The following is a 25,013-nucleotide window of genomic DNA, read 5'->3' on the forward strand; positions in this document are numbered from 1 at the left end:
AATAGAATATCACTTGCCACTTTAATTTTCTTTTAATATAATTAATTTAGAATTTTTAAATATTCTAAATTTTATAAAGGTGGGGTTTTTGTGAATCTCGTTCAATCTTTGGCTGAAACGGCAAAAAAGAAGGGGGAAAAACCGGCTTATATATTTATGGATCAGTCGGTCTCATATGACCAATTAAACAAAATGGTCACAAGGTTTTCTAGCAATTTAGCAGAAATGGGCATTGGAAAAGGGGACAATGTCGCATTAGTTGTTGGGAACTCACCACATTTTTTGGTCGGTTTATACGGAACAATGAAAGCCGGAGCAACTGTTATTCCAGTTAATCCAATTTATACAGCAGACGAAATGCATTACATTTTACAAAATGGAGATGTAAAAACAATCATCGTACTCGACGTCCTTCTACCTGTTATACAATCTCTTACAACAAGACTTCCTTCATTAGAAAACATCATCATATGCGAAACCTCATCAGATTTTAACCATACAGAAACCGAAAAAATGAAAACGTTTACTAGTTTTGTGGGGGCTGGAGATTTACAATACGAAGGCCCTGAACTAGATGAAGAGGATGTAGCGGTTATCCTATACACTTCAGGTACAACTGGAAAACCGAAAGGCGCTATGCTCACACATAAAAATTTATATAGTAATGCGAATGATGTTGCGTCTTATTTACAATTTACTGCTGACGATCGCGTCGTTGCGGCACTGCCAATGTTCCATGTATTCTGTTTAACAGTTGCGGTAAATGCACCGATTGTGAACGGAGCAACGATTTTAATGTTACCGAAATTTAGTCCGAAAGAAGTATTCCGTATTTGTCGTACGTACGAACCAACGATCTTTGCTGGCGTACCGACGATGTACAATTATTTATATTTATTTGAAGAAGCAAGCGCAGAAGATGTGAAGACGCTTCGCCTTTGTATTTCCGGTGGTGCATCGATGCCTGTTGCTCTTCTGCAAAACTTTGAAAAACGTTTTAACGTTATTGTTTCAGAAGGATACGGTTTATCAGAAGCATCACCAGTTACTTGTTTCAACCCGCTAGATCGTCCTCGTAAACCAGGATCAATTGGCACAAATATTTGGCATGTAGAAAATAAAATTGTAAATGAACTTGGGGAAGAAGTACCTGTCGGCGCAGTCGGCGAATTAATCGTTCGCGGACCTAACGTTATGAAAGGATACTATAATGCACCAGAAGATACAGCTGCGACATTGAAAGACGGCTGGCTATATACAGGTGACTTAGCGAAAATGGATGAAGAAGGTTACTTCTATATCGTTGATCGTAAAAAAGATATCGTCCTAGTTGGCGGTTATAACGTATATCCTCGTGAAGTAGAAGAAGTATTATATACGCACCAATCAGTAGCTGAAGTTGTTGTAATCGGTGTTCCTGATGAAAACTTAGGAGAAGCTGTGCGAGCGTACGTCGTTTTGAAGCAAGCAAACGTAACAGAAGAAGAACTAATGCATTACTGTACGTTACATTTAGCGAAATATAAAGTGCCGAAAAGCATTGAGTTTTTAATAGAATTACCGAAGAATACGACGGGTAAATTGTTAAGAAGAGCATTGAGAGAGAAAGCGATGCAAGTGTAATGAAGAAAAGGTCTCCTAAAATATATTTTAGGAGACCTTTTCTTTGTTTATCGTAATAACTTTTTCTCATATGAAATGTAGTAGGAAGTTTGTATATATAATAGCGGAGCGTGTTCAAATAACTATTTGGTACTAGTAGTAATGAAGATATTCTTCCTACTTTCTTACATGAAATTTTTAATTTTGGATATTTGTATCATATGTTTCTGCAACAAACACAAAGTCTACATGCTCTTTATCAATAAAAATACTTGTTTTAGATGGAAGACCTGTTATGGTAGAAACAATATCAACCTCAACAAGGTCAAATCCTACACGATAAGCATCTGCAATTTCAATTCCACCAGTTAGAAAATGCAATCCATCCCCAAATGACTTAAATACAAATACATTTTCTTTCAAACTTTTATTATCCATTTCAATCCATTCTTCGTTAATATAAATCTTAAATGTCGTGCACTTTGGAACACACTCGATGTGATGTATCCCTTTATAACTATTAAGCGAAAACATATAGGTATGAGTTTCTTTAAAGTTAATATCTATCCCGTATTTAAAAGCAAAGGTTTTATATACCATTTCATAAAACAATGGCATTACAATATCATCCCATGCGTCATAGGCAAAAGCATGAATTGGTATTAGATGAGGATATAAACTTACAATCGCTTTTTGAAAATTAAGTAAGATGGTTGTATCTGTAATTTCTTTTAAAGAATCATCTATTTCATGGTCATAATCTTTCGAAATTCTGTTATCAATCATATGAAAAACTCCTTACATAGTCTTCTATATACTACGTTTTTCCGCATCATCAGTTTGTGCCTTCTTCAACTAAATTGCAAGTTTAACCGATGATTCCAAAAAAGCCCTTGTTTTATTTTATCAATTGTTAAATGTATTTATCTTTAAACTTCAATACGAAGATTAAACATGAAGGTGCGGGCGGAAAAGTAACAGAAACAAACTTTGTATATGACCCCATTAACCAATTATTAAATGAAGCACTACCAAACGGAACAACTAAATCATACACATATGATGGATTTGGAAACCGTACAAGTGTGAAAGTTGTAGAGAATGGAAAAGAAACAAAATCTATAGCGGCAACATTTAATGAAGGAAATCAACTTGTAAAATTCGGAAACGAATCGTTAACGTATGATGCGAATGGAAATCGTACGTCTGATGGAAAGTATAAGTATACATGGAATGAAGACGACCAAATTGTAGCGATTACAAAACAAGGTGAGAGCAATGCATTCGCAATTTATAAGTATGACGAGGATAATCGTCGTATTGAAAAGAGTGTAAATGGTCAAGTAACACGTTATTTCTATGATGGAGACAGCATTAACCCATTATATGAGACAGATGGTAGTGGAAATGTTCTTCGTCAATATGTATACTCGACAAGTGGCGTACGACTAGCCATGAAATCAAAAGGACAAACATTATATTACCACTACAACCCACGTGGTGATGTCGTTGCGATGACAGATCAAAATAGAGAAGTTGTAGCAACGTATGAATATGATTCATGGGGTAACGTATTAAAAAGCGACGCAAAAGGTATCGCCGCAGATAATCCGTTTGGATATGCGGGATACATGTATGATAAAGAGATCGGCATGTATTATCTAATTGCGCGTTATTATAATCCAGATCATGGTGTGTTCTTATCGGTGGATCCTGATCCGGGTGATGAAGATGATCCGGTTACAATGAATGGGTATACTTATGGTGATAATAATCCAGTAATGTTGATAGATCCAGATGGTAATATACCTGTTGCTCCACTTGTAATAGCGGGTGCAAGGATGGCTGCCCCTCATATAGCACGTTATGCAGCAAAACAAGCAGCAAAACAAGCAGCAAGAAAAGCGAAAAAAAGAGCTACATTAGCAGCTAATAAAAGAGCAGGAGCAAGGGCTGAGGAACTTGCAAAATCGGCATTAAAGAAAAAGGGATATGATGTATTAGGAAGTCAAGTTAGTGTTCGTACTTCTAAAGGTATTAGAAGGGTTGATCATTTAGTTAGAACACCTCGTGGCAAATTACTGGCGGTAGAAGTTAAAGCTGGTAATGCTAGAGGAACTGCGATGCAGTTAAAAAAGGATAAGCTAATGAGGAAACAGGGAGGAAAGATTATAGGGAAGAATGCCCCTCGTAGATTGAAAGACCAAGTTCGTAAAATACGAACCGTTGTTGTCACCCCTAAGTAAGGAGGATAGTTATTATGAATAAAAAAGAACTAAAATTAAAGTTATTGCAAGGTCTAGGTGAAGCATTAAAAGAAAACGGTTATAAGACTAGAACTACACAACAAGACCTGGTGAAAAAATTTGATAAAGGAAAAATCAGTATACATTTAGCCTTTATCAATCACCCAGAAGATTTTCATGTGACGGTGGATGTGGGAATTCGGTTTGACGAATTAGAAAATATGAAAAATCAATGGGATGAAGGTTTAACAATTAAAGAGAAAAAGGAAACCTATACGATTGGGGTTGAGTTAGGGAATTTAGTCCATAGGGAGCAAAAAAGGTGGCGTGTTGAAAAGGAAGAAGATATTTTACCTGTTACTATGGATATTTTAAAAGAAGTTAAGGAATACTTCATTCCATATATTGATAAGTATGTAGATGTGGAAAATGTATTTGATTTATGTGTAAGAGATGATGATGAGGCTGGATTAATAGGGACAATATTTGATGGGGCTCGAGCAAAAAATGCTATTGGATTAGCCTTGTTATTAAATAAAGAAGAGATGTTAGAACAAATCATTGAGAAAAAGAAAGAGTATTTAAAGACGAGGGATAAATTTGAATTGGAGTTATTTGAAAACTTTCTTTCTAATATGAATCTAGGATAAACAAGGTTAGTTATTCATTTTCGTGAGTATAGTGGGGTTAATTGTTTATATCTGGTTTTTCTGGCTGGAAAAACATTAAACTCTAGATTTTCTATTAATTATAAATATTAGTAGCCCCTAGAAGGAAACATTCGACGTTTTTATGATTAGACATAAACTTCGAATGTAACTTATAGGGGTTTTTATTTACAGGTTTTATAATGCTGGAAAGTCCATATCGAATTTTAGTGCCTGCGAGTGATGATGGTGCACTGTAACCTTGAGCAGTAGCGATAGACTTAGCCTTTAATAGCAAAACCCCCACAGAGTTTAGTCAACTTACCTTTTTAAAGAGTGTATCAAAGAATTATTTATTTTTATAAATTAAATGATTAAGAACCATTATTTCGATTATGAAAAAGAAGTATTATTATAAAATGCTAGAGAGACGCTTTTTATTAATTTAATTTATTTGAGTTCAATTATATTATGTGAAATAGGAGTGAGAATTTTGTTCCAAACGATAATTTACGATAAAGCTAAATATCATTATGAAGGAGATTTCCCACAAGAACTACCGATGGAGCAAGCATTTGTACATACTGGAATGTTCTTAGGTTGGATTATTGATAATAATTTATTTAGTGATGAATTCTTAGAAGAGACTGAAGAGGAAATTAATAAATTTAAGCTTAGAAAAATGACTGGAACTCAAGTTTATATGTTCTGGGATGGGGTTTTAAGCGATGACATGTTAAATGATGAAGGGAATCAATTTGCAATAGATTATTTTGATTTTGAAAAAGGTTTATATTTAGATGATTATGATGATGTATTTTTAGAGTGTGATACATTATATCAAGTGCAAGATACTTGGGAAAATTACTTTAAATTAAAAGAAGTGATTGATATTAGGTATACAGAATGGAAAAAACTTAAAAATAACGGGTAAAGAGGACTTTAAGTAATGGAATATTTTTTGTTCCAAATGAAGGTTTATTATATGCTGTAGAAAAAGGAGAGAAATAATGAAATTCCCAAAAGATGAAGATGGACAAGTATTAAATATGTTATATAAACAAGGTATAGATTTTAATAAAAAACATATAGTAGATTTCTTTATTGCAATTCCTGATCAAGGTAATGGAGAAAAAATAATTGGCAGACTACAAGAGCTGGGCTTAAATTGTGAATTAGATTATAATGAAGAATTTGAAGATTGGACATGTACTTGTTCTAAAGAAATGTTCTTAATTTATGAGGATATTGTAGAGATGCAAAAGGAATTGAATAAACTGGGTGAAGAGTTTGGTGGATATACAGATGGTTGGGGTGCATTTGTGTAATGTTGAATTTATTTATCGTGATAAAATAAATTAGACGGAGTAAAGAAACTATTTACGGAAAGAAGGGCTTATATAAGTTCTTCTTTCTTTGTATATATTAAGATATCTTAGTGATAGAAACGTATATGATATGTGGGCGGGGGGCTATTGGTAAAAGCCCGATTGGTAAGGGCTAATTAAAGTTTCACTTTATATAGGTTTTGAGAGAGTAAGATATAAGATATATTGTTTGTAGTGGAGATCTTGAATGAAGGGAGCGTGTGATAATTGGCAATGACGGATGAACAATTCGAGAATTATCTTGTTATGTGTTATGACAAATTAGAAAGTAAACAGCAAAAATTCATTTCGGATTATAATATCTATAACTTTGATGAGTATTGGTATGATCAAGATCAATGTATATTACAGTTTAAAAAAAATGGTCAAGTATTACTTGAATTTAGTGTTGTTTTTATAGGTTCTTGGTCTGAAAAGAGTAACAGTTGGATGTGGTCTTGGGTTAATGAGAATGTGGCTGATTATGCAAGAAGTAAGTCTAACTGTTTGAAAGATTTACAAAAGATTACAGGAAGTGAGGTTTTTATAAATCCACTTTTTGAATGCGATCAAGAAATGGCGTATGAGCTAGCAGCCTTTTCCATTGAATATTTAGATGCAGAAGGAGTGTATATAGCACCAGGTGAGAGAAGTGATGTATTTATGGCTGTTATGTCACCGCGTGCGTTGTGAGTAAGCATATTAAAAATATAGATAAGGTAGAATGAAAAAGGAGTACAGTTTAATAAATTAATAAAAGGTATCATAGGTCCCTGATGCCATGGTGATAAATTTAAAGGAGTGAATTATATTGCTTGAAGTAAAGTTTTACGATTGGAAAAAAAAACGTCCTAAAAAACATTATTTGCTTGTACATGAAATTAGAATTTTTGAGCTAATTTTCTCAAAGAAAGTTAGCGAGTTTGAGATGGGATTAAGAGAGATTGAAAAAGTAACTGTCTTTTGTTTAGCTAACGAAAACACTGATATTTCATATGAAGTAAATAGAGCTTTGGGTGAAATTCGTATATATGTTCCATATGATTTTATGGACTTTTTAGCATTAAATTCAGTTGAAGAGAAATACAAAGAGTTTTGCAAATTAGTACGCCAATATGTTGTCCCTGGACTTGAAGAAAACTCTACTCTTTCATCATCTGTTGTTAAAGGGTATATAGAGGAATCTTTAGATGAAATTGTGAAGCAAAACTATGAAGGAATATTTTTAGTTGGGAAGACACCTAAGAAAAGCCCAAGCCGTAAGAGGATAGCGATATTAAAAGGAATTCATCGTGTTAAAGGTTTCCAACTACGATGTGAAGTGTATGATGAAAAGGGATTAAAGATTCGAGATCAACTATTGGTGGAAGAAGTAGGAAATGAAATGGTGTATGCAAGATTTTTGGGTACCTTAAAATGGGAAAGTGAAAATCTAATAGTAGTTCAATCTAAATCCAGTAGTTGGAAAGAAGAAATCTATCTTTAATAACAAGGTTGTATAGTAGAAAGAGGGTTGTAGAGCATAAATGAATTTTTTTCGAAAAAATAAATTAAGTGACATTCAGAAAAAATACTATGAACATTTTGGAGAGCCGATTCAATTTGTTAATTATTATAGCCGCGGATCGGTTATGTATTTTCAAACGGATGATAGGCTTTATTATGTTAATTTACTGAATGTATGAGGTGATAAATGTGAATGAACGTCTAAAGAAAATTGCAATGTTAAGAGAAAAGGTAGAGGAAAAGGCTACTAGAGAAAAGTTTTTAATGTTATGTCCGTCTATAAAAGAATTTGAGATTATTAGCGGGAAGAAAATTGCTTCATTAGTAAACTTTTTAATTGATGAAACACCGAATCCTATCAAAGTTATGAGTGAATTAAATGCTGAACAAGTTATCAATGAAATAAAAGAATTTGAACGTGAATTAACTAGTTTATTGTCTAAGAAGATTATTGTATGGTATGCACATGAAAATTGGGACTTTGGTGTGCAATTAGAATTAGAAGATTTCATGTTATATACAAAAGAAGTATTACATTTCATTGGATATGACGATGCTCAAAGAGGATTAATTTATTCTAGCCTTATTGTAGTAGATGAAGCAATGAGAAGTGCTTTTTCTTTTCTAAAGAATGAGTATAATGTCGAGATAGTACTATGGAAAGAAAGCTGAGTGTATTAGAGTGTTTTAAAACAAATTGGATGAATGGTTGAATTTATTATTAGAAGAAGTGGTGCGTGGTTTAGTGTGATAGAAAGAAAAAGAGAGTCTTCAAGGGATATGTATAAGAGAGTAAAGGAGAGGAAATATGTCTTTTTATAAAAAGGAAATAAAAGGGGATAAATTGATTATAAGTGACGAAAGCATTGATATTTTAATGGATGCTTTTCAAAATAAAGGTGAAGAGATGCCTAAAAATATATCATGGAATTTCATAGCGACGGTATTACTCGCGGGATCTTATTATGAATAAGTAAAAAAACGAAGAGTCTAAATAGTCCCTTCGTTTTTTTACTTATTTTTTCTCTACTAACTTTTTATTCTTCCAATCTAGTGTGAACAATTTATTAAATGTTTTTTGATCAACGTCTTTTACGTTGTTTCCAACCCAGTTTGCAGTTCCGAATGTGAAGCCTGGACGAAGTTGGTAGTCGTCGGCGTGTTTTGTATAAGCGACTTGTAAGTTAGATTGATCTGTATTTTTTTCAGAGATAACAACAGCAATCATACCAGGAGAGAAACCGCTATTTGTTAATGCTGGAAGTTGATCCATCGGTATTAAATTACCTTTTGCATCAGATTCATATAAGTATGTGCGAGAGTACATGAACAGTTGGTTTCCGTATAAAGAATGGTAGGAATCACGTGTGTAAATACCCCAGTTTTGATTGTTATATCCGTTAAAGAATACGTTCCATTTTACGTTTTTGTTTGTTTGGTCAATTAAATTTGTTTTATAACTAGTTTGTTTATAGCTTACAGAGTCCGACCAAGTGACTTGACCAGTTGCACCCGCTTCAGCGCTAGGGCCATTAGGCGTTACAGAAGCTTTAACAGAGCCACCAAGTTGATAAGATACGCTAGATGTTACAGTCGTTTCTTCTACAGCATTTGTAGGTGCTACGTTAAAGAAACGAGCGCTGTTATCTTGAAGGTTAAATGCAACATCATATTGTGAAGGATAACGTAATGTTGCACTAGCGCCAGGGATTGGGTAGTTATCAATAGGTGCATCACTTATAGTAGGATTTGCTTTTAGAAAACTACCAGTTGTATTAATAACGGCAATCTGTTTATCAGCGCTAGGGTCATCGATAAAAGTTACCTTTAAAGACATTGTCATATTATCAGCTTGATCATTATTAAATGTATTATAGCTCGTATGTGTTTTTGCATTTTGCCCGATATCTGTTACAACTTGTGACGTCGTTTGTGCGTAAGCAGCAGGTGTTGAAAGAGTTACAGCGCTACTAGCAAAAACAGCGGATAATGCTAAACATTTTAAGTATGTTTTAGAGCGTTTCATACAATCACTTCCTTTTATCTTTGTCGATATATGTCGTATTTCGTTTATATCGTAACATGAAAATAAAACGGAAGGGATAGTTATGCATAATTGCATAGGTGAGTTTTGGATAGTGAAATTTTATGAATCCTTCTCAAGGGAATCGCCGCTGTATTGTTTATATATTCCTCCTCATCAACTCCCCAACTTGCGTCGCAACAAACGCAACATCACTATCAATTTCATCCAATACGTACGATTCCAAAATGCCCATTACAGCTGTTCCTAAAAATTTTAAGACGATATGTTTATCGATGTTTTTATTTACTGATGTGTTTGTGTTTAATTTTTTTTCTATTTCACCCATGATGAAAGTTAGTAATTTTTTTTGAAATGATAATGTACTGTTACTTCTAAATAGTGCCGCGAAAAATGGTTTGTGCTCTTTGAAGTATTCAAACCATATAACAGTTCCTTCTATATAACCTTTGTTTTGTTTCTCATAGCATATTTCTTTTAGTTGGTCTAAATGATCATCCACAATTTTATCTAATAAATTGTACTTATCTAGATAGTGTAAGTAAAAAGTTTTTCGCCCGATGTTTGCTTTTTCTGTAATGTTTTTTACTGTAATTTCGTCAAAACCATCTGTAATTAACATCTCTATAAATGTGGATTGAATGGCTTTTTGTGATTTTATAATTCTTCTATCGATTTTCTCCATATGGTGTTCCTCCGTTGTTGATACACATATTTCGTTACGTGTGTATTATCACCCAAATGCGTAAATGTGGTCATTGAAACAAGTGGTTGCTCGCTTTATTATAAATATACACGTGAGTAATAACTCTCACAAGTGTAAAATTAAAAATAAGATAAGGGTGGTTTTATATATGGCAGTTACGAAGAAAAATGTAAGATTTTATGCAAGAGGTTTACAAGTTGCAGGTATTTTGAACATTCCTGAAGGTGCTGAGGAAAAGAAACAAAATGCAGCGATTGTTTGTGTGCATCCAGGTAGTAGCTGTAAAGATCAAACAGCAGGATTGTATGCCGAGAAGTTAGCGGAACAAGGATATGTAACGCTTGCGTTTGATGCATCATATCAAGGTGAAAGTGAAGGTGCGCCGAGGTATATTGAAGAGCCAGCTGCGCGAGTTGAGGATATTCGCTCAGCAGTAGATTATGTAACTACCCTTCCTTATATAGATGAAGAACGTATCGGTGTGTTAGGCGTGTGTGCAGGTGGTGGTTATGCAGTAAATGCTGCGATGACAGAGCGCCGCATTAAAGCGGTTGGCACAGTTGTTGGTGCAAATATTGGCCGATTAAATCGTGAAGCTGATCCAATTGGGGTGTTAGAGGCGATTGGTAAACAACGTACTGCTGAAGCACGCGGAGCAGAGGAACTGATTACAAATTGGATTCCTAAAAATCAGGAAGAGTTAGTAGCAGCGGGTATGACGGATATAGATATTGTAGAAGCAGTTGAGTATTACACAACGCCGCGAGGTCAAAGTGTGAACTCGCCAAATAAGTTAAACTTTACGAGTATGGGATCCGTAATCGGTTTTGATGCGTTCCATTTAGCAGATACGTTATTAACGCAGCCGCTGCAAATTATTGTCGGCAGTAAGCAAGGCGCATTCGGTTCTTATAAAGATGGTCATGAGCTGTATGAGAAAGCAGCTTCAGAGAAAAAAGATTTACTTGTTGTGGAAGGTGCGAGTCATTACGATTTATACGACCAACCAGAACCAGTAAGAATTGCAGTTGAAAAATTAACAAGTTTTTATAAAGAGCATTTGTAAAAACAATGTTGATATAAATGGTGCCTATAGTTGTTAGATACAAGTCTAACAACTATAGGTTTTTACTATGATGAGCGAAGTGCTTAATATTTACGTTATAAGTGCATAACAAGTTATAATAGAAGAAATCAATAAGGAGGCTGGCTGTGAAGAATCTTCGTTATCTCAATATATTTACCATATTAATTATATACACACTACTTATGTTTTACATTGGCTGGAACGGATGGGTTTGGCTTCATGCGGTATTTGGCTGGGAATCTTGGGGATATTATGCTTTCATAGTTGCATTTATTTCATATGCGTACATTCTCGTGCAAGTGTTTAAGTTTTTGCCATTTCTGCGAACGATAGGTTCGATTTGGTTTGCGGTTATACAATATGCGCTTATGTTGTTGCCATTAGCTGATATTATGGTCTTTCTTTTACAGTTTTCAGTAGAGAAAGAAGCGGCAATTATTTGGACAGGGGCGGCTGTGATAGCTGCATTTATCTTTATCTTTGCGTATGGAGTATTTAATGCGTATAGTCCGGTAGTAAGAAAGTACGAGGTGCACATACCGAAAAAGGTAGAGGGGCGTAAAAGTTTACGCATTGCGATGGCTTCTGATATGCATTTCGGTAAACTGTCTGGCGTTTCGCATTTAAAAAGACTTGTTCGTCATGTAAATGAGATGGAACCTGATATTATTTTACTGCCAGGTGATATTATCGATGATCATCCAGGTGTGTTCATTCAAAAGAATATGGGACCGATCATGAAACAAATGAAAGCTCCATTAGGCGTATATGGCGTTTTAGGAAACCATGAATACTACGGCAGAGCAGTTCCAGAGTTTTTACAAGAGATGGATAAGATTGATATTCGTATTCTTTTAGATGAAGTGATTACAATTGAAGATGACTTTTATCTCGTTGGAAGAAGAGATAAAACAGAGCGAGATCGCCAAAGCTTTGAACAATTAATGAGTACGGTAGATAAATTGATGCCTGTTATCGCAATGGATCACCAGCCATTTGAGTTGAAACAAGCAGCAGCGGCAGGTGTAGATTTATTATTATCCGGTCATACGCACCGCGGACAAATGGCGCCCAATCATATTGTAACGAGAAGAATGTACGAGCTAGACTGGGGATACGCACAAAAAGGCGCGTTCCACGCAATTGTTTCTTCTGGATTTGGATTTTGGGGACCACCGCTTAGACTTGGTAGTAGGTCGGAGATTGTGCAGGTAGAAGTTACATTTGAATAGGGGTTATGAAATAGAGAGCTGATGGCTCTCTATTTTTTCAATAAAAACAAATAACAATAAATATTTATGTTGGTGCTAATTTCATAAAAGAGACTCGATTAAAATAAAGGGGGATTGTAAGTGATCATATCAGATGTACTATACGGAGAATTTGAAGTGGATCAAGTAGTAGAAGAATTAATTTTAAGTAAGTCTGTGCAAAGACTAAAGGGAATTCATCAAGCAGGCGCAAGTTACTTAATGAACGAGAAATGGAATGTAACTCGCTTTGAGCATTCAGTGGGTGTTATGTTATTAGTGAAAAAACTAGGTGGTTCAGTAGAAGAACAGATTGCTGGTTTACTACATGACGTATCACATACTGCTTTTTCCCACGTGATTGATTACGTTTTTGATAATAAAGATGAAAGTTATCATGAAGAGATATTTAGTTCTGTTGTGAAAAACTCAGAAATTCCAGCGATCCTTGCGAAGCATGGTTATAACTATGAAGATATTTTATTAGATGATTCGAAGTGGACGTTACTGGAAAGATCAGCGCCCGAATTATGCGCAGATCGAGTGGATTATACATTACGAGATATGTATACATATGGTTATATTTCTTTAGAAGAAGTTCACAGTTTTTTAGAGGATGTCATTGCAGTAGAGAAGAGAATGGTTCTTCAAAGTATCGAAATGGCAGAGTGGTTTACAGAAACGTATTACAAAGAAGTAATTGATTTCTTTATGCAACCAATGAATATTTACGGAAATGATATGTTAGCGAAAACGTTAAAGGTAGCTCTTCATAAAAGGATTATTCATGCAGATGATTTTCTTCTTGAAGATGATGAGCTTATTTCGAAATTACAGCAATGTAATGACCCCGAAGTAGAAGTTTTATTAAGCAAAGTTCATCCAAATATAAAAGTAATAGAAGATAGAAACGATTATGATTTACATCAGAAAAATAAAGTGCGTCTTATTGATCCGCCGTTACTTTGTGAAGATGAAGTTATTCACTCGTCTGTTGTGTCAGAAAGCATAAGACAGATGAATGATATTGCTTATGAAAAAGCGGTGAGAGGGATGTATGTGAAATTGATTTCGGAATAAAAAAGAAGTAGCGCATCTTTTTTAGAGCGCTACTTCTTTTTTATTAATTATTAAACCAATTCCAAATCTCAATATCTCCAAGAGTCGCATAACGTACGTGCGGGGAGTTTTGTAATTTTAATAACTCTTTCGACGGGCCAGTAATGACAATGCCGTATACTTTTACGCCATTCTCTTTTACATATTGATAACGTTTATCTAAGTTTAGTTCTTTCTCAGAAAGCGCTGCTATTTTGCTTACCGTTTTTTTATGGATAGAAAGGACGCGCATCATTTCGGTTACTTTGTCTTCTTGCGTTTTCTGCCCGTCAGTTTCATTATCGAGGAATCTTACATTTTCTGGAAACCCTATAGCTTCTCCGCCATGTAGGATATAGTTATCTACATTTTTTCTTTCTTGCCCTGTATCTAAAGCGTACCATACAGGAGTTGGAGGGAGTTCTTGTGCCTCAAATATACTATATAAAAGCGGTTCTAATTCTTTTAAAGTGTAAGCTTTATCAAAAGAAATTGCTACTTCTGCAACGGTTCCATCATGTACTTTTGCAAGTGTATCCCATACTTTTTTTGATGAATCCTTTAAATAATCACCCTGCTCTGTTTTTGGATGAACAAAGAAGAGTTTTGGTTGATAGAACGGATTCATCCAAGTTCGCTTCGTAACATCTACAGATGATAAGAAGCTTTTTGTTTCTATTGTACCGAGGGGGATTTCTTTTTTACCCACGGTTCGTACTAAATCAAATTGGCTATTCGTACGGAAAAAAGCTTCTACACTTGTTCCGCCTCCCATAACACGGCTATTTGGGATCGTTGCTTCAAGTGTAAGCGAAGGAACCTCTCTAATTTCTTCTAGCCTTTTATCATTATTAGCTTGAAAATAAAAGGCTGATAATACCCCGCCGATTATATAGATAACGATGCAAATTGATAATATAAAACCAAACGTTTGTAAACGATGTTTCCACTTAATTCTCCAAAAAGGAACTTTAAAATCTTTTGGAGGTAACTTTTTCTTAATTGGTTCTGTCTTTGTTAACAGCTCATCTAAGTAAGCTTCACACGCTTCACATGACTCAATATGACTTTCTAACAGTTCTTGTTCATCATGCGTGAGTGTTCCGTTTTCGTACTTCTCCCATAGTTTTTTAAATGCTGCACAACCCATCTGTATCACTCCTCTATGTTTCTCGCTTCTTTTCGTCCGCGGTGTAATTCAATTTTTACTTTCGCTAATGAGAGACCAGTCATTTCTGCTATTTCCTTATAGGAGAATCCATAGTAATCTCGTAGTAGCAGGACATTTCGTCTTTCGAGCGGAAGAGAAGATAAACTTTCTAACCAACTAGCGATCTCAAATTTTACGAAATATTCATGTTCTGTACTTGGCGCGTTTGGTAAATGGAATTCTTCCACTGTAGTTGTTTTATATTTTTTTTCTTTTCGATACCAATCGATAAAGGCGTTGTAGGCAATTGTAAATAACCACGGCCTAATTTCTTCCCCTTTATAATAGTCAATATGGACGAGCATTCGGTAAAATGTTTCTTGCATGAGATCTTCCGCATAGGGGGAATCTCCGGTTAGGGAGAGAAGATAGCGAAATAAATCTTGCATATGTTCTGAGTAAATATTGTTTACGTTTCACTACATTTCCCTCCCTTCATACATAACAACGAAATACATATAAAAAAGTTACAATTTTTTATGGAATTATAGTAAAAAACGTCAAGAATTGGATAGGATTCTCTTTTATCATAATACATATAAGGCGGGTGAATAGAGATGGAAAGCTATGAAACACAAATTCAAAGGTCAATTGATTATATCGAGGAAGATGTAATGGAAAAACAAACGCTGCGTAATTTAGCGCGGGTTGCAGGTTTTTCTGAGTCGCATTTTCATCGTGTATTTCAGGCGTTAGTAGGGGATACAGTAATGGAGTATGTTCGAAAGAGGAGGTTAGCCCGGGCAGCTTATCAACTTTCTCATACGGATGAAAAAGTTATTGATATCGCGTTTGAACATGGCTTTCAATCTCACGAAACGTTCACGAGAGCCTTTAAAAAATTATTTCAAATGACACCGAGTGAATATCGAAAACAAGAAATCGAAACACCGATGTATTACAGAGTGAATGTAAAGCAAAGAAAATTAAATCCGTATTTAGGGGGCATACAAATGGAATATCGTATTGTAAATAAACCAGAATTTTTAGTGGCGGGTTATGAATTGAAGACGACAAGTAAAGAAGGGAAAAACCATCAAGACATTCCAGTATTTTGGCAAGAATATTTACAAAAAGATCTTGGGACAACGATTCCGAATCGTAAAGATACGAGCCAATGGGTAGAGCTTGGATTATGTACTGATTTTAATTTAGAAACAGGAGACTTCACTTATATTATCGGAATGGAAGTTACAGATTTTGAAAATGTACCAAATGAAATTGCAAAGCGTACTTTCCCGGCAGCAACATATGCAGTATTTACAACGCCGAAAGTTCCTCATGAAGAAATGGTATCGTCTATTCACCAAACTTGGAATGCAGTATTCTCAGAATGGTTCCCGCATTCAGGATATGAACATTGCGGAGTTACAGAGTTTGAACTGTACGATGAGCGTTGCCACGAAGATAAGAGTGAGTTTGCACAAGTAGAGCTTTGGATACCGGTGAAGAAAAAATAATAGGGTAAGAGCGAATCATTGGGAGATGGTTCGCTTTTTCATGAAGGGGGAAATAGGAAAATGTTCAAAAAACTAGAATGTGTATCTATACATACGAAAGATATAGAAAAATCAGTTTCTTTCTATAAAGAAATGGGAATGAAGCAAAACTGGATGATAGAAAGAGAAATAGAAGAAGGAGCTATTTGGACGTTAATAGGATTGAAATTTCCAGATGAGAAAAGTTCGGAGTTAGTAATAAGCAATCATCCGGATATTAATTTTACGGAAGTGGAAGTATTAGTAGAAGATGTACAACAAACGTATGAAAGTTTAAAAGATAATAAAGATGTAAAATGGATTCGCGAACCATTTCCAACGGAATCAGGACATGTTGCAGTAATGGAAGCACCTGATGAGAATGTGTTTGTGTTAGTAGGGAAATAGCTAAAATATGGAGATGACCTTTCATAGTGAGTTGTGAAAGGTTATTTTTACGAGTAGATTGTTAAATTTGTATTGCCTCATCTGTAATACATTTAAAAATGGTAAAATAAAGTAGCAATTAAATATTGCGGGTGGAAGGTTATGCCCTTTCTTCATTTAATGGAGTAAGGAGGTGTAATCGTATGGAATTTCTTTTGCAAATTTTGTTGGAAATCACAAAAACTATAGCTAGAGAAGGTATAGTTTTGGGATTTAAGAAATTAACGGCAAAAAAGCGCAAAAAGAAGACCACCCGTCTGCCTGCGAAGCGTGGGAAGTCTTCTAAGCGCAAATAAGCTTTAGTTGCAACCTTCCACCTCGCGGTAATTAGTTGCAGTGACGGGGTGTTGGAAGCACCTCGTCTACTTCATTTTATGCAAAACTTATTTAGTTTATACTTCTATTTATAGTATAACAGTTTAGAAATGTATTTGTTAATAGTTTTATTTTTACTTTGTATAGTAGGGGAAGTAGACTGGTATTGTTGGTTTTTGTTGGCAATTCGATATATCTTAAAAATCGCTGATATAACTTCATATACCGCCGAACTATCGCAATAAGCTAGAATAAAAGGCGAGTAACATAATTTCATGTACCATCAAACTTCCCCATAAGAAAAGACGCCACATAGCGTCTTTCCTACGAACGAAACGGAAACACAAGAATAATCGTCGTTCCTTTTCCGAGTGCACTATCAACGGAAATTGTCCCGTTATGAGCATGAACGAGCTGTTTTGTAATGGCTAGGCCAAGTCCAGTTCCGATGTTGCTTTCTTCTGTGTTTGTTCCGCGGTAATATCGTTCAAATAGAAGTTCTTTCGTTTTTTCATCCATTCCTTTTCCGTCATCCGAAATGGAGAGTATAAAGGAATTGGCGTTTTGTGATAGTTTTACGATGACAGTAGTTGTTTCGTTATTATGTTTTACAGCATTTACAAGTAAGTTTTCGATAATACGCTGGAACCATTTTTCTTCAATGAAATATTGAATTTTATTTGAGCTCGGTACGAATTCAATATTTTGATTTTGAAGTGTTGGATTATTAATAAATTGCAATAATACTTTTTGGACGAAATGATTGATTTCAACGTTTACGTGCTGTGCAGGAAGGCTATTATTTTTTAATTGATACGTTAAGCTTAAATCATCAATTAATGTCGTCATATATTGAGATTTCTCTTTCATAACACTACCAAATTGTTGAATATCACAATCGGTCCAGTTGTATTGATTTGATTCTAGTAATAATGCGTAGCCATATATAGAGCTAAGTGGTGTTTTTAAATCATGCGTTAGACCGGTAATCCATTCTTCTCGTGTTTGCTGAAGTACTTGCCTCATCGCATCATTTTTCTTGAGTGTAATAGAAAGGTGTTCTAGTGAACTTGTCACATCTCTAAACAAACGGAATGACCATTTTTCTTTACCAGATCGCCGGAACCTGACAGGCTTTCCTTTTTTACTAATAGGTTCTTCATACTTTCCACCAGCGATATTTTTAAGCCAGCGCATCGCATGTAATAACGGTTTCCCGAATTTATTACCATACCAAATAGAAAGAATGACTAAATAAACAAATACGATAAGAAGGATTAATCCGCATCCAATGAGAAACTTCTTAGTAAATACATCTTCAATTTCGTCATCTGGGTAGTAGTGATCATTTTTTGCAGTTACAACGAGAAGGTTGCCACTATTTGCATCGTAAAAGCTAGACGTGTTTTCTTTATGATTCCAAGGTTCTTTTTCATTAAGGGCGATTTGTATTGCTGAAAATGTTTTTTTCTTTCCGGTTGTATAAGAAAAAACCTCTTCGCCATTTTGATTAAATATTTGAAGTGCTGCTTTTTCTTTAGACAGTAACTGTTTTTCTTGATCTGTTAATGTGAACGAATCCATTGTTAAAGAGGAATGCTCCTTTTGAATTGCTGTTAATAAAGCATTGCTTTTTAACATACCACCATAAATAACAAGTACTTTCTTTTCTTCTAATTCAATTTCCCAATATGTAAATTTATAATTACTTTCGATATGATGTTGTATATATGCGACTAAAGATGTCTTCGTATAAGCATTCGGAACATCATTTGGTGTATTAAAGTGGTAGAGGATTTTTCCGTTTTCATCTACAACTTGGAGCCAATCATTTTTCTCCTTTATTAAATCTTGCACTTCAGATTGTAATGAAATATGCCCATCTTCTGAAGAGATGTATCTTGAAATCGTAAAACTATCAGAATCTGGAATGTTAGGTTCATATAAAGTACTAGTAAGAAGAAAAATTAAATAAGTAAAAGCAGCAACTACAGCGATAAGTAATGTAACTAAAACAAAAACGTGTTGCATGATAAATTGAATAATAAGTCGTTTATTAAAATTCATATCGTCACCCTACTTTGTAACGAACTTATAACCAAGGCCGCGAACAGTTTTTATATATTCTGGTTTACTTGGATCGTGTTCAATTTTTTCACGTAGTTTTCGAATGTGGACCATAACAGTGTTGTCATCGCCATTATAGGCAGGTGCTCCCCAAACTTTTTCGTATATTTCCTCTTTCGAAAATACGTAGTTCGGATTCTCGCAAAAGAAGAGTAGTAGTTGAAAGAGTTGAGCGGAACATTCGACAATGTGACCATCCACTGTCAGTTCTGCAGAGTGTTGATCAATTTCAAATCTTCCAAATGAAATCGAGTGTGATTTTTGTTCGTGCGGTACTGCTTGTTTCATATGTCTCCGAAGCTGTGCTTTCATGCGTGCTACTACTTCTAATGGATTAAAGGGCTTCGTAATATAATCATCCGCACCGTATGAAAATCCAGATATTTTATCTAAATCAGATGCTTTTGCTGATAGGAAGAAAATGGGACAATCTGTTTGTTGGCGAATGATTGGACAAATATCAAAACCAGATTGTCCAGGAAGCATTACATCTAAAATAATTAAATCGTAATTGTTTTCCTTAGTTAGAGATAAAGCTATTTCAGCTGATGTTGCAGTTGTAATATGAGAAAAACCTTCTTTTTCAAGAATGGTAGTTAGTAATTGTAAAATTGCTGTTTCATCATCAACGAGTAAAATATTTGCTTGGTACATAAACAACCCTCCTAATTTTCTCGAATATCATATCATTCTTTTGTAACTTATGGAATTTTTAAGGAAATTTTAAGGTTTTCTTTCGCAAAAAATTAAGAATCAAATGATATGATAAAAGTAACATAGGGGAGGAGATGAGTGTGAATCCGTTTCAAGTGATGCGAGCTAGATATTTTTTAATTGTATTTGCACTATTAATTTTAATAGCGAGAAGTAGTGGCGAGTTGCTAACAAGTATATTTCATATACAAAATTCTTCTTTTATAAATATCCTTATATTCTATATCCTTCCGATGGTATGGATTTTTTATGAGTATAAAAAGCATCGCATTTCATTTTCATTGTTTGTTAATAAAAATGAAACATTTAACTTGGTGCAAGTTTTATACATTACGGTTATGTTATGCATATTTAGTTACGGGTATCTTATTTTGTATATGTATAGTTTTGCATGGATCACACCAGACTTTATTATGAATGCATTGCATGAACCGATTATAGATAGTACTGGGGGATATGTATATCAAGTCATTAGGGTTGTATTCATCGCACCAATTATCGGGGAGTTTGTTTTTCGCGGATTTTTACTTCAACGCTTTGCAACAAAATGGGGAACGAGCATAGCGACCATCGTTGTAGCAATATTGTTTGCATTGTTACATGTTGATTTCCTCGGTGCAGCCATATTCAGCATCGTATTGTCGATCGTATATATTCGTACGGAAAGTTTACTCATGCCAATTGCAATACATATGTTAAACAATGCATTTGTAATGGGCGCGTCTTTTTTAATAAGTAGAGAAAAAATTATGAGTTTTGCAGACTTCTCAAATTATACGACATTCTTTCCTGGACTTATTATATTTATAACGGGATTAAACTTAGTACTTATCTTTTTATTTGTTAATCGCAAGTATTGGAGTAAAGAAGTGCCAGTTATATATGCAGAGCAGGAAAAGAGCTTTTCAGATGTAGTCGGGAGTAAATAAGATGAAGAAGACGGTTGAAAAAATATTAAAAGAAATTATAGATGCTACGTCTATTGCAGATATGTGTGATAAAAGCTTTTGTAATTGGATTCAACCTGTAGTAGATACGTTTGTGTTTCCAGAGTATTATTTGTTTTCTAGTAATCATTTAAAAGAAAATATTATTTCTCTTCTTATTGTATTAGGAGTTGTACTAATATTTGGTCTAATTGTAGAAGAAATGATGAAGCGCATCTTCAGAAAAAATGGAGAGAAGTATATGTGGGTTCATAAAGTATTCGAGAAAGTAATAGTGGCTTTCCTTTTGTTTTATAGTATGAAAACAATCATTTACTTTATAGCTTTGAAACATCATTAATTCTAAATTTGAAAGGGATGTATAAAATTATATGAATGAAACGATATCATCAAATAAGTTTTTTTATTTGATTTTACTTAGTCTAGTGTTAATAACGACAGTGAATGTTATTTTGCGCTGGGAGGAAGCTTACTTTTTCATGTATTTAGCGCTCCATTTGTTGGGGATTTTATGTATAAGTGGTGGAGTCGTTACTGAAAAAAAGAGTGAAGAAAGCGTTAACTATATGTGTGTGATCGGTCTTATTTTACTTTTAGCTGTACAGGGTATTATGAAATATAGTTCCTTCTCTTTACAAGATTTTAGTTTATTAATAGATGTACTTCCTTAAAGAGGCTCTTTATGTTATCTAAAAAGCAAGTAGGGTACGTACTAGTTTTAATCGGATTTTTTAAGATTATCCCGCTATTTGCCGGGCAGTAAGACCCCACTGATTAAAGTTTCGTTTTATTATAACGACGCTATTCTTTCAAGACTATGAGTATATTTGATATGTAAAAGGCGTTGGTTTGTAAGTGCTTCCGGATTATGAACCGAAGAAAGTGTTTAAAGATAGGTAAAACTCTTCTTATGTAGAAGAGTTTTTTTATGTAAATAAAAAGATCCATAGCAATTCACATAATAAGCTTGTTCTAATTTAGCGTGTACGAACTTACAATAATAATAGACAGGCAGCATAGAGGAGGGAATAGCGTGAGGAAGGTTATTGGTTGGTCGCTTTTTTTGTACGTTGGATTTGCGTTACTTATATATTGGTATTTATTTGGATGGAATCATGAACTTATTCCGGACATGTATAAAGGAACAAGTGCAGATCCAGAAACGTTTATGAGTGCTAGAGAGCTTACGCTAAGCCAAGATTATTCGCGCGTGAAAAATTTACTATACTTTTTAGCGACGCCTCTTGAATGGATTATTTTATTATTTGTACTTGTGCTAGGTATTTCAAGAAAGTTTGAGAAATGGTCGAAGGAAACGACTAAAATAAGTGTCTTGCAAGTTGCGATTTATTTCTTTTATTTATCATTACTGACAACAGTGCTTGCCTTACCGATGCAATGGATTGGCCGGAAAGTATCCGTTGATTACGGCATTTCAACACAAAGTACACAAAGCTGGATAAAAGATCATGTTATCGGTTTTTGGGAAAGTTATGCGACTATGTTAATCGTAGTTACCGTTCTATTATGGCTTATCCGTAAATTTCCGAAGAGGTGGTGGCTAGCAGGGTGGGCGCTCTCTGTTCCATTTACAATCTTTTTAACATTCATACAGCCTGTCGTTATTGATCCGCTTTATAACGACTTCTCAACGCTGAAAAATAAAGAATTAGAAACGAAAATTTTAGCGATAGCAGACAAAGCTGACATTCCTGCTAAACACGTATATGAAGTAAATATGTCAGAAAAAACGAATGCATTAAATGCTTACGTAACAGGAATTGGTCCTAACGCCCGTATTGTAATGTGGGATACAACGCTTAAGCAGTTAAAAGATAAAGAGATATTATTTATCATGGCTCATGAAATGGGACATTATGTTATGAAGCATATATACTTTGGCGTTGCAAGTTATGTATTGCTATCGTTTATAGGTATGTTTTTAATTAGTCGTATTATAAATATGTGTATTCGCAAATGGGGAGATACATTGCAAATTTCAAAAGTGGCATGTTTCTCCATTTTACCTTTATTTTTCTTAATTTCTTCTATACTCTCTTTTGCAGCACAACCAGCAACAAACTACGTTTCACGTATAGAAGAAAGAGCGGCAGATCAATATGCTTTAAATATGACGAAGGACGGGAAATCTGGTGTGAAAACTTTTCAATATTTATCAAAAACAAGTTTAAGCCAAGTAAATCCGCCTGCGTTAGTGAAGTTTTTCTTATACACCCACCCACCAATTTTTGAAAGAATTCACACGTTTGAACAATATGAGAAACAAAGCAAAAAGGAGTAGCATGATAGCTACTTCTTTTTTTATAGAGATATAAGTTTGATATTGGGAATATTTATCATTGCTTTTTATTGAGATTTTGTAAATAATAAGCTATAAAATTCTAAAAATCTATATATAAAGGAATAAAGGTGGAAAAATGTATTTTTTACAAAATTTAAAAGTGAAATATAAATTATTATCGCTTATTTCATTAGCAGTTTTAGGTATGGTAATTATGAGCAGTGTAGCAATTAATTCCATTAATAAGATTAAGCACGATACAGAGGTTGTAGTAGATGATTATCAATATTCTGCAATTTTATTAGAAGGAATGCTTCGCACACAAAATTCACTAGAATATAACTTATTAGAATTAATTACTGCATCACAAAATGAAGTGGCAAATAAAGAGGGGATAATTGATAATATTGAAAAGGATCTTAAAAAATATGATTCTTTATTAAAAGAATATGATGATGGTTTTAATTTAAGTAAGCAAGAGGATGAACTGTTTCAGAAGATGAAGAAATCTTTGCCAAGTTATAAAGATACATATAAAAAATTATTTGAAAAGGCGAAGGCAACAAATGAGTCACAAATGGTAAATGAATTTCAGAAGGAATTAAAACCGAAGGGAATAGAGTTAGCTGGTTATGCAGTGGATCTAGAATCGTATGTTTCAAACTTAGCTGATCAAGTGTTTAAAGATTCTCAAAAAATGATTGATCGATCCGTTATTACCTTTATCATTCTTGTAGTAGTTACTACAATCGTTATATGTATAGTAAGTTATATTATTAGTAGGCTTATAGTTGCTCCGTTACAAACGGTTAGTCGTATGATGGAAAGAGCGAAAGAAGGAGATTTAACTGTACATGGTGATTATAATGCTAAGGATGAATTAGGTGTATTAGTAAGTAATTTTAACGAGATGATTGCAGGGCTAAGAACAAATATGCAAGAAGTAGAGAATAATATTCAGCTTTTATTCCAACATGCAGACGGAGTAGCATCTGCATCAGAAGTATCTAGTAGTGCAGCGAAGAAAATCACTATGGATATTGAAGAAGTTGCAAATGGTGCAGAGAGTCAAATGCAAGCAATGGAACAAACTGCGGGTGCGATGGAAGAATTGACACAAGGAATGCAGAGTATAGTCAATACATCGTCCTCTGTAAATGAATTGTCTGCTCAATCAGCATTAGATGCAGAGAATGGTAACAAATTAATGAAACAAATGATTCAACAGATGGATACAATCCAAAATTCGGTACATAGCGGTGTGAAACAAGTAGAGACTATGAAAGAACAATCAGAAGAAATTGTTAAAATCATTGATGTTATGCAAGGTATTACCTCTCAGATTAACTTATTAGCATTAAACGCCGCAATTGAGGCTGCACGTGCTGGTGAAAGTGGTAGAGGATTTGCAATTGTGGCAGATGAAGTGCGGAAATTAGCAGAACAATCTAGTGATTCTGCAAAACAAATTGAGAATCTTATTACTCAAGTTATGGGAACAACGAACCATACGGTACATATGATGGGGAAAGTAGATAATGAGGTACAGGCAGGTACACAAGTAGTAATGCACACAGAAAAAGTATTTGGAACAATTACAGAAAAAGTACAGCAAGTATCTGAGCAAATTCAAACGGTATCTATGTCTACAGATGAAATTGCAGCGAGTAGTGAGGAAATCTCGGCTTCTGCAGAAGACATGGCTCAAATTTCCCAAAGATCATCTGACCGAACTGATAGGGTAAAAGAGTCTATTCAACAGCAAGAAAAATCTGTTCAAGAGATTTCGGTTTCAATTGAACATATGCATAACGCAGCAGGAAAATTAAAACAAATAGTTGGCCAATTTACTCTTCAAAAGTAGTAGCATATTTGAGTGTTAATAAATATAAAAAAGCATCCTCTTTTAAGAAAAAAGGA

At 34.4% G+C, this 25,013-nt stretch carries 27 protein-coding genes and 1 pseudogene; 21 read left to right on the forward strand and 7 right to left on the reverse strand.

Features of this window, described 5'->3' with window-relative positions; genetic code table 11:
- Positions 1–90 precede the first annotated feature (90 nt).
- Positions 91–1,623: a fatty acid--CoA ligase family protein gene (locus MR160_RS02895; protein ID WP_001055198.1), complete on the forward strand. Its 1,533-nt coding sequence runs from the start codon at positions 91–93 to the stop codon at positions 1,621–1,623.
- 177 nt (positions 1,624–1,800) lie between these two features.
- On the opposite strand, the gene MR160_RS02900 is transcribed toward MR160_RS02895, so the two are convergent.
- Entirely contained in the window at positions 1,801–2,388 is a 588-nt protein-coding gene (locus tag MR160_RS02900; protein ID WP_000566763.1) for a hypothetical protein, read from the reverse strand.
- A 131-nt stretch (positions 2,389–2,519) separates the two neighbouring features.
- Between MR160_RS02900 and MR160_RS02905 the strand changes: the two genes are divergently transcribed.
- The 8 genes from MR160_RS02905 (at position 2,520) to MR160_RS02940 (ending at position 8,341) form a co-directional block, all read left to right on the forward strand.
- Positions 2,520–3,848, forward strand: a complete 1,329-nt coding sequence (locus MR160_RS02905; protein WP_346670361.1) for an RHS repeat-associated core domain-containing protein — start codon at positions 2,520–2,522, stop codon at positions 3,846–3,848.
- 14 nt (positions 3,849–3,862) lie between these two features.
- Entirely contained in the window at positions 3,863–4,498 is a 636-nt protein-coding gene (locus tag MR160_RS02910; protein ID WP_017762899.1) for a DUF4304 domain-containing protein, read from the forward strand.
- Between the two features lie 490 nt (positions 4,499–4,988).
- Entirely contained in the window at positions 4,989–5,429 is a 441-nt protein-coding gene (locus tag MR160_RS02915; RefSeq protein WP_000487868.1) for a DUF7832 domain-containing protein, read from the forward strand.
- 76 nt (positions 5,430–5,505) lie between these two features.
- The gene (locus MR160_RS02920; RefSeq protein ID WP_000671650.1) at positions 5,506–5,823 is read left to right on the forward strand and encodes a ribonuclease E inhibitor RraB; all 318 of its coding nucleotides are present in this window, start codon (positions 5,506–5,508) and stop codon (positions 5,821–5,823) included.
- A 267-nt stretch (positions 5,824–6,090) separates the two neighbouring features.
- Entirely contained in the window at positions 6,091–6,555 is a 465-nt protein-coding gene (locus tag MR160_RS02925; protein ID WP_017762900.1) for a DUF6882 domain-containing protein, read from the forward strand.
- Between the two features lie 118 nt (positions 6,556–6,673).
- A complete protein-coding gene (locus tag MR160_RS02930; protein ID WP_000895167.1) occupies positions 6,674–7,348 on the forward strand; it encodes a hypothetical protein in 675 nt (224 codons plus the stop codon).
- 209 nt (positions 7,349–7,557) lie between these two features.
- A complete protein-coding gene (locus MR160_RS02935) occupies positions 7,558–8,040 on the forward strand; it encodes a hypothetical protein (RefSeq protein WP_001005736.1) in 483 nt (160 codons plus the stop codon).
- A 136-nt stretch (positions 8,041–8,176) separates the two neighbouring features.
- Positions 8,177–8,341, forward strand: coding sequence for a hypothetical protein (locus MR160_RS02940; protein ID WP_000011711.1), 165 nt, complete (start codon positions 8,177–8,179; stop codon positions 8,339–8,341).
- A 42-nt stretch (positions 8,342–8,383) separates the two neighbouring features.
- Here MR160_RS02940 and cytK2 read toward each other — a convergent pair whose 3' ends face one another.
- Together cytK2 and MR160_RS02950 are read right to left on the reverse strand one after the other, a co-directional pair.
- Entirely contained in the window at positions 8,384–9,394 is a 1,011-nt protein-coding gene (gene cytK2 / locus MR160_RS02945; RefSeq protein ID WP_017762901.1) for a beta-channel forming cytolysin CytK2, read from the reverse strand.
- A gap of 157 nt (positions 9,395–9,551) precedes the next feature.
- A complete protein-coding gene (locus tag MR160_RS02950; protein WP_086398432.1) occupies positions 9,552–10,097 on the reverse strand; it encodes a TetR/AcrR family transcriptional regulator C-terminal domain-containing protein in 546 nt (181 codons plus the stop codon).
- Between the two features lie 169 nt (positions 10,098–10,266).
- On the opposite strand from MR160_RS02950, the gene MR160_RS02955 reads away from it, so the two are divergent.
- The 3 genes from MR160_RS02955 (at position 10,267) to MR160_RS02965 (ending at position 13,535) form a co-directional block, all read left to right on the forward strand.
- On the forward strand, positions 10,267–11,184 hold the full coding sequence (locus MR160_RS02955) for an alpha/beta hydrolase (RefSeq protein ID WP_000301546.1): 918 nt from the start codon (positions 10,267–10,269) through the stop codon (positions 11,182–11,184).
- A gap of 146 nt (positions 11,185–11,330) precedes the next feature.
- Positions 11,331–12,437, forward strand: coding sequence for a metallophosphoesterase (locus MR160_RS02960; protein WP_063675083.1), 1,107 nt, complete (start codon positions 11,331–11,333; stop codon positions 12,435–12,437).
- A gap of 120 nt (positions 12,438–12,557) precedes the next feature.
- Positions 12,558–13,535, forward strand: a complete 978-nt coding sequence (locus MR160_RS02965; protein WP_242297052.1) for an HD domain-containing protein — start codon at positions 12,558–12,560, stop codon at positions 13,533–13,535.
- Positions 13,536–13,578: 43 nt separating this feature from the next.
- On the opposite strand, the gene MR160_RS02970 is transcribed toward MR160_RS02965, so the two are convergent.
- A complete protein-coding gene (locus tag MR160_RS02970) occupies positions 13,579–14,703 on the reverse strand; it encodes an anti-sigma factor (protein ID WP_098900024.1) in 1,125 nt (374 codons plus the stop codon).
- Positions 14,704–14,708: 5 nt separating this feature from the next.
- The gene (locus tag MR160_RS02975) at positions 14,709–15,152 is read right to left on the reverse strand and encodes an RNA polymerase sigma factor (protein ID WP_098900025.1); all 444 of its coding nucleotides are present in this window, start codon (positions 15,150–15,152) and stop codon (positions 14,709–14,711) included.
- Between the two features lie 168 nt (positions 15,153–15,320).
- On the opposite strand from MR160_RS02975, the gene MR160_RS02980 reads away from it, so the two are divergent.
- The 3 genes from MR160_RS02980 to MR160_RS02990 all read left to right on the forward strand — a co-directional run bounded on the left by MR160_RS02980 (position 15,321) and on the right by MR160_RS02990 (position 16,984).
- Positions 15,321–16,223, forward strand: coding sequence for an AraC family transcriptional regulator (locus MR160_RS02980; RefSeq protein ID WP_000446857.1), 903 nt, complete (start codon positions 15,321–15,323; stop codon positions 16,221–16,223).
- 60 nt (positions 16,224–16,283) lie between these two features.
- The gene (locus MR160_RS02985; protein ID WP_000473636.1) at positions 16,284–16,649 is read left to right on the forward strand and encodes a VOC family protein; all 366 of its coding nucleotides are present in this window, start codon (positions 16,284–16,286) and stop codon (positions 16,647–16,649) included.
- Positions 16,650–16,831: 182 nt separating this feature from the next.
- A complete protein-coding gene (locus MR160_RS02990; RefSeq protein ID WP_000394945.1) occupies positions 16,832–16,984 on the forward strand; it encodes a hypothetical protein in 153 nt (50 codons plus the stop codon).
- A gap of 343 nt (positions 16,985–17,327) precedes the next feature.
- Here the strand turns inward: MR160_RS02990 and MR160_RS02995 are convergent, their stop codons facing one another.
- The gene (locus tag MR160_RS02995) at positions 17,328–19,070 is read right to left on the reverse strand and encodes a sensor histidine kinase (protein WP_086390232.1); all 1,743 of its coding nucleotides are present in this window, start codon (positions 19,068–19,070) and stop codon (positions 17,328–17,330) included.
- Positions 19,071–19,079: 9 nt separating this feature from the next.
- Positions 19,080–19,784: a response regulator transcription factor gene (locus MR160_RS03000; protein ID WP_000283858.1), complete on the reverse strand. Its 705-nt coding sequence runs from the start codon at positions 19,782–19,784 to the stop codon at positions 19,080–19,082.
- Between the two features lie 140 nt (positions 19,785–19,924).
- On the opposite strand from MR160_RS03000, the gene MR160_RS03005 reads away from it, so the two are divergent.
- The 6 genes and pseudogenes from MR160_RS03005 (at position 19,925) to MR160_RS35265 (ending at position 24,957) form a co-directional block, all read left to right on the forward strand.
- Positions 19,925–20,773 (forward strand): CPBP family intramembrane glutamic endopeptidase, encoded by an 849-nt coding sequence (locus MR160_RS03005; protein WP_001067992.1) that lies wholly within the window; start codon positions 19,925–19,927, stop codon positions 20,771–20,773.
- 1 nt (position 20,774) lies between these two features.
- Positions 20,775–21,131 carry a hypothetical protein gene (locus MR160_RS03010; protein WP_000754347.1) on the forward strand — a complete coding sequence of 119 codons (357 nt, stop codon included), beginning with the start codon at positions 20,775–20,777 and terminating at the stop codon, positions 21,129–21,131.
- A 31-nt stretch (positions 21,132–21,162) separates the two neighbouring features.
- A complete protein-coding gene (locus MR160_RS03015) occupies positions 21,163–21,462 on the forward strand; it encodes a DUF2101 family protein (protein WP_001006051.1) in 300 nt (99 codons plus the stop codon).
- A gap of 362 nt (positions 21,463–21,824) precedes the next feature.
- Positions 21,825–23,093: a M48 family metallopeptidase gene (locus tag MR160_RS03020; protein WP_001233314.1), complete on the forward strand. Its 1,269-nt coding sequence runs from the start codon at positions 21,825–21,827 to the stop codon at positions 23,091–23,093.
- A gap of 136 nt (positions 23,094–23,229) precedes the next feature.
- Positions 23,230–24,009 (forward strand): annotated as a pseudogene (locus tag MR160_RS35260) (MCP four helix bundle domain-containing protein); the annotation flags it as partial.
- 156 nt (positions 24,010–24,165) lie between these two features.
- The gene (locus MR160_RS35265; RefSeq protein WP_407091010.1) at positions 24,166–24,957 is read left to right on the forward strand and encodes a methyl-accepting chemotaxis protein; all 792 of its coding nucleotides are present in this window, start codon (positions 24,166–24,168) and stop codon (positions 24,955–24,957) included.
- The last annotated feature ends 56 nt before the right edge of the window (positions 24,958–25,013 follow it).

Origin of the sequence: Bacillus cereus group sp. BfR-BA-01382, assembly GCF_022663475.1 — a bacterium.
GTDB lineage: Bacteria > Bacillota > Bacilli > Bacillales > Bacillaceae_G > Bacillus_A > Bacillus_A thuringiensis_S.

Coding starts and splice junctions, on each gene's coding strand:
- MR160_RS02900 (WP_000566763.1), bottom strand. CDS start 2,388: ATGATTGATAACAGAATTTCGAAAGATTATGACCATGAAATAGATGAT.
- MR160_RS02905 (WP_346670361.1), top strand. CDS start 2,520: ATGTATTTATCTTTAAACTTCAATACGAAGATTAAACATGAAGGTGCG.
- MR160_RS02910 (WP_017762899.1), top strand. CDS start 3,863: ATGAATAAAAAAGAACTAAAATTAAAGTTATTGCAAGGTCTAGGTGAA.
- MR160_RS02920 (WP_000671650.1), top strand. CDS start 5,506: ATGAAATTCCCAAAAGATGAAGATGGACAAGTATTAAATATGTTATAT.
- MR160_RS02940 (WP_000011711.1), top strand. CDS start 8,177: ATGTCTTTTTATAAAAAGGAAATAAAAGGGGATAAATTGATTATAAGT.
- cytK2 (WP_017762901.1), bottom strand. CDS start 9,394: ATGAAACGCTCTAAAACATACTTAAAATGTTTAGCATTATCCGCTGTT.
- MR160_RS02950 (WP_086398432.1), bottom strand. CDS start 10,097: ATGGAGAAAATCGATAGAAGAATTATAAAATCACAAAAAGCCATTCAA.
- MR160_RS02955 (WP_000301546.1), top strand. CDS start 10,267: ATGGCAGTTACGAAGAAAAATGTAAGATTTTATGCAAGAGGTTTACAA.
- MR160_RS02970 (WP_098900024.1), bottom strand. CDS start 14,703: ATGGGTTGTGCAGCATTTAAAAAACTATGGGAGAAGTACGAAAACGGA.
- MR160_RS02975 (WP_098900025.1), bottom strand. CDS start 15,152: ATGCAAGATTTATTTCGCTATCTTCTCTCCCTAACCGGAGATTCCCCC.
- MR160_RS02980 (WP_000446857.1), top strand. CDS start 15,321: ATGGAAAGCTATGAAACACAAATTCAAAGGTCAATTGATTATATCGAG.
- MR160_RS02985 (WP_000473636.1), top strand. CDS start 16,284: ATGTTCAAAAAACTAGAATGTGTATCTATACATACGAAAGATATAGAA.
- MR160_RS02990 (WP_000394945.1), top strand. CDS start 16,832: ATGGAATTTCTTTTGCAAATTTTGTTGGAAATCACAAAAACTATAGCT.
- MR160_RS02995 (WP_086390232.1), bottom strand. CDS start 19,070: ATGAATTTTAATAAACGACTTATTATTCAATTTATCATGCAACACGTT.
- MR160_RS03000 (WP_000283858.1), bottom strand. CDS start 19,784: ATGTACCAAGCAAATATTTTACTCGTTGATGATGAAACAGCAATTTTA.
- MR160_RS03010 (WP_000754347.1), top strand. CDS start 20,775: ATGAAGAAGACGGTTGAAAAAATATTAAAAGAAATTATAGATGCTACG.
- MR160_RS03015 (WP_001006051.1), top strand. CDS start 21,163: ATGAATGAAACGATATCATCAAATAAGTTTTTTTATTTGATTTTACTT.
- MR160_RS35265 (WP_407091010.1), top strand. CDS start 24,166: ATGCAAGCAATGGAACAAACTGCGGGTGCGATGGAAGAATTGACACAA.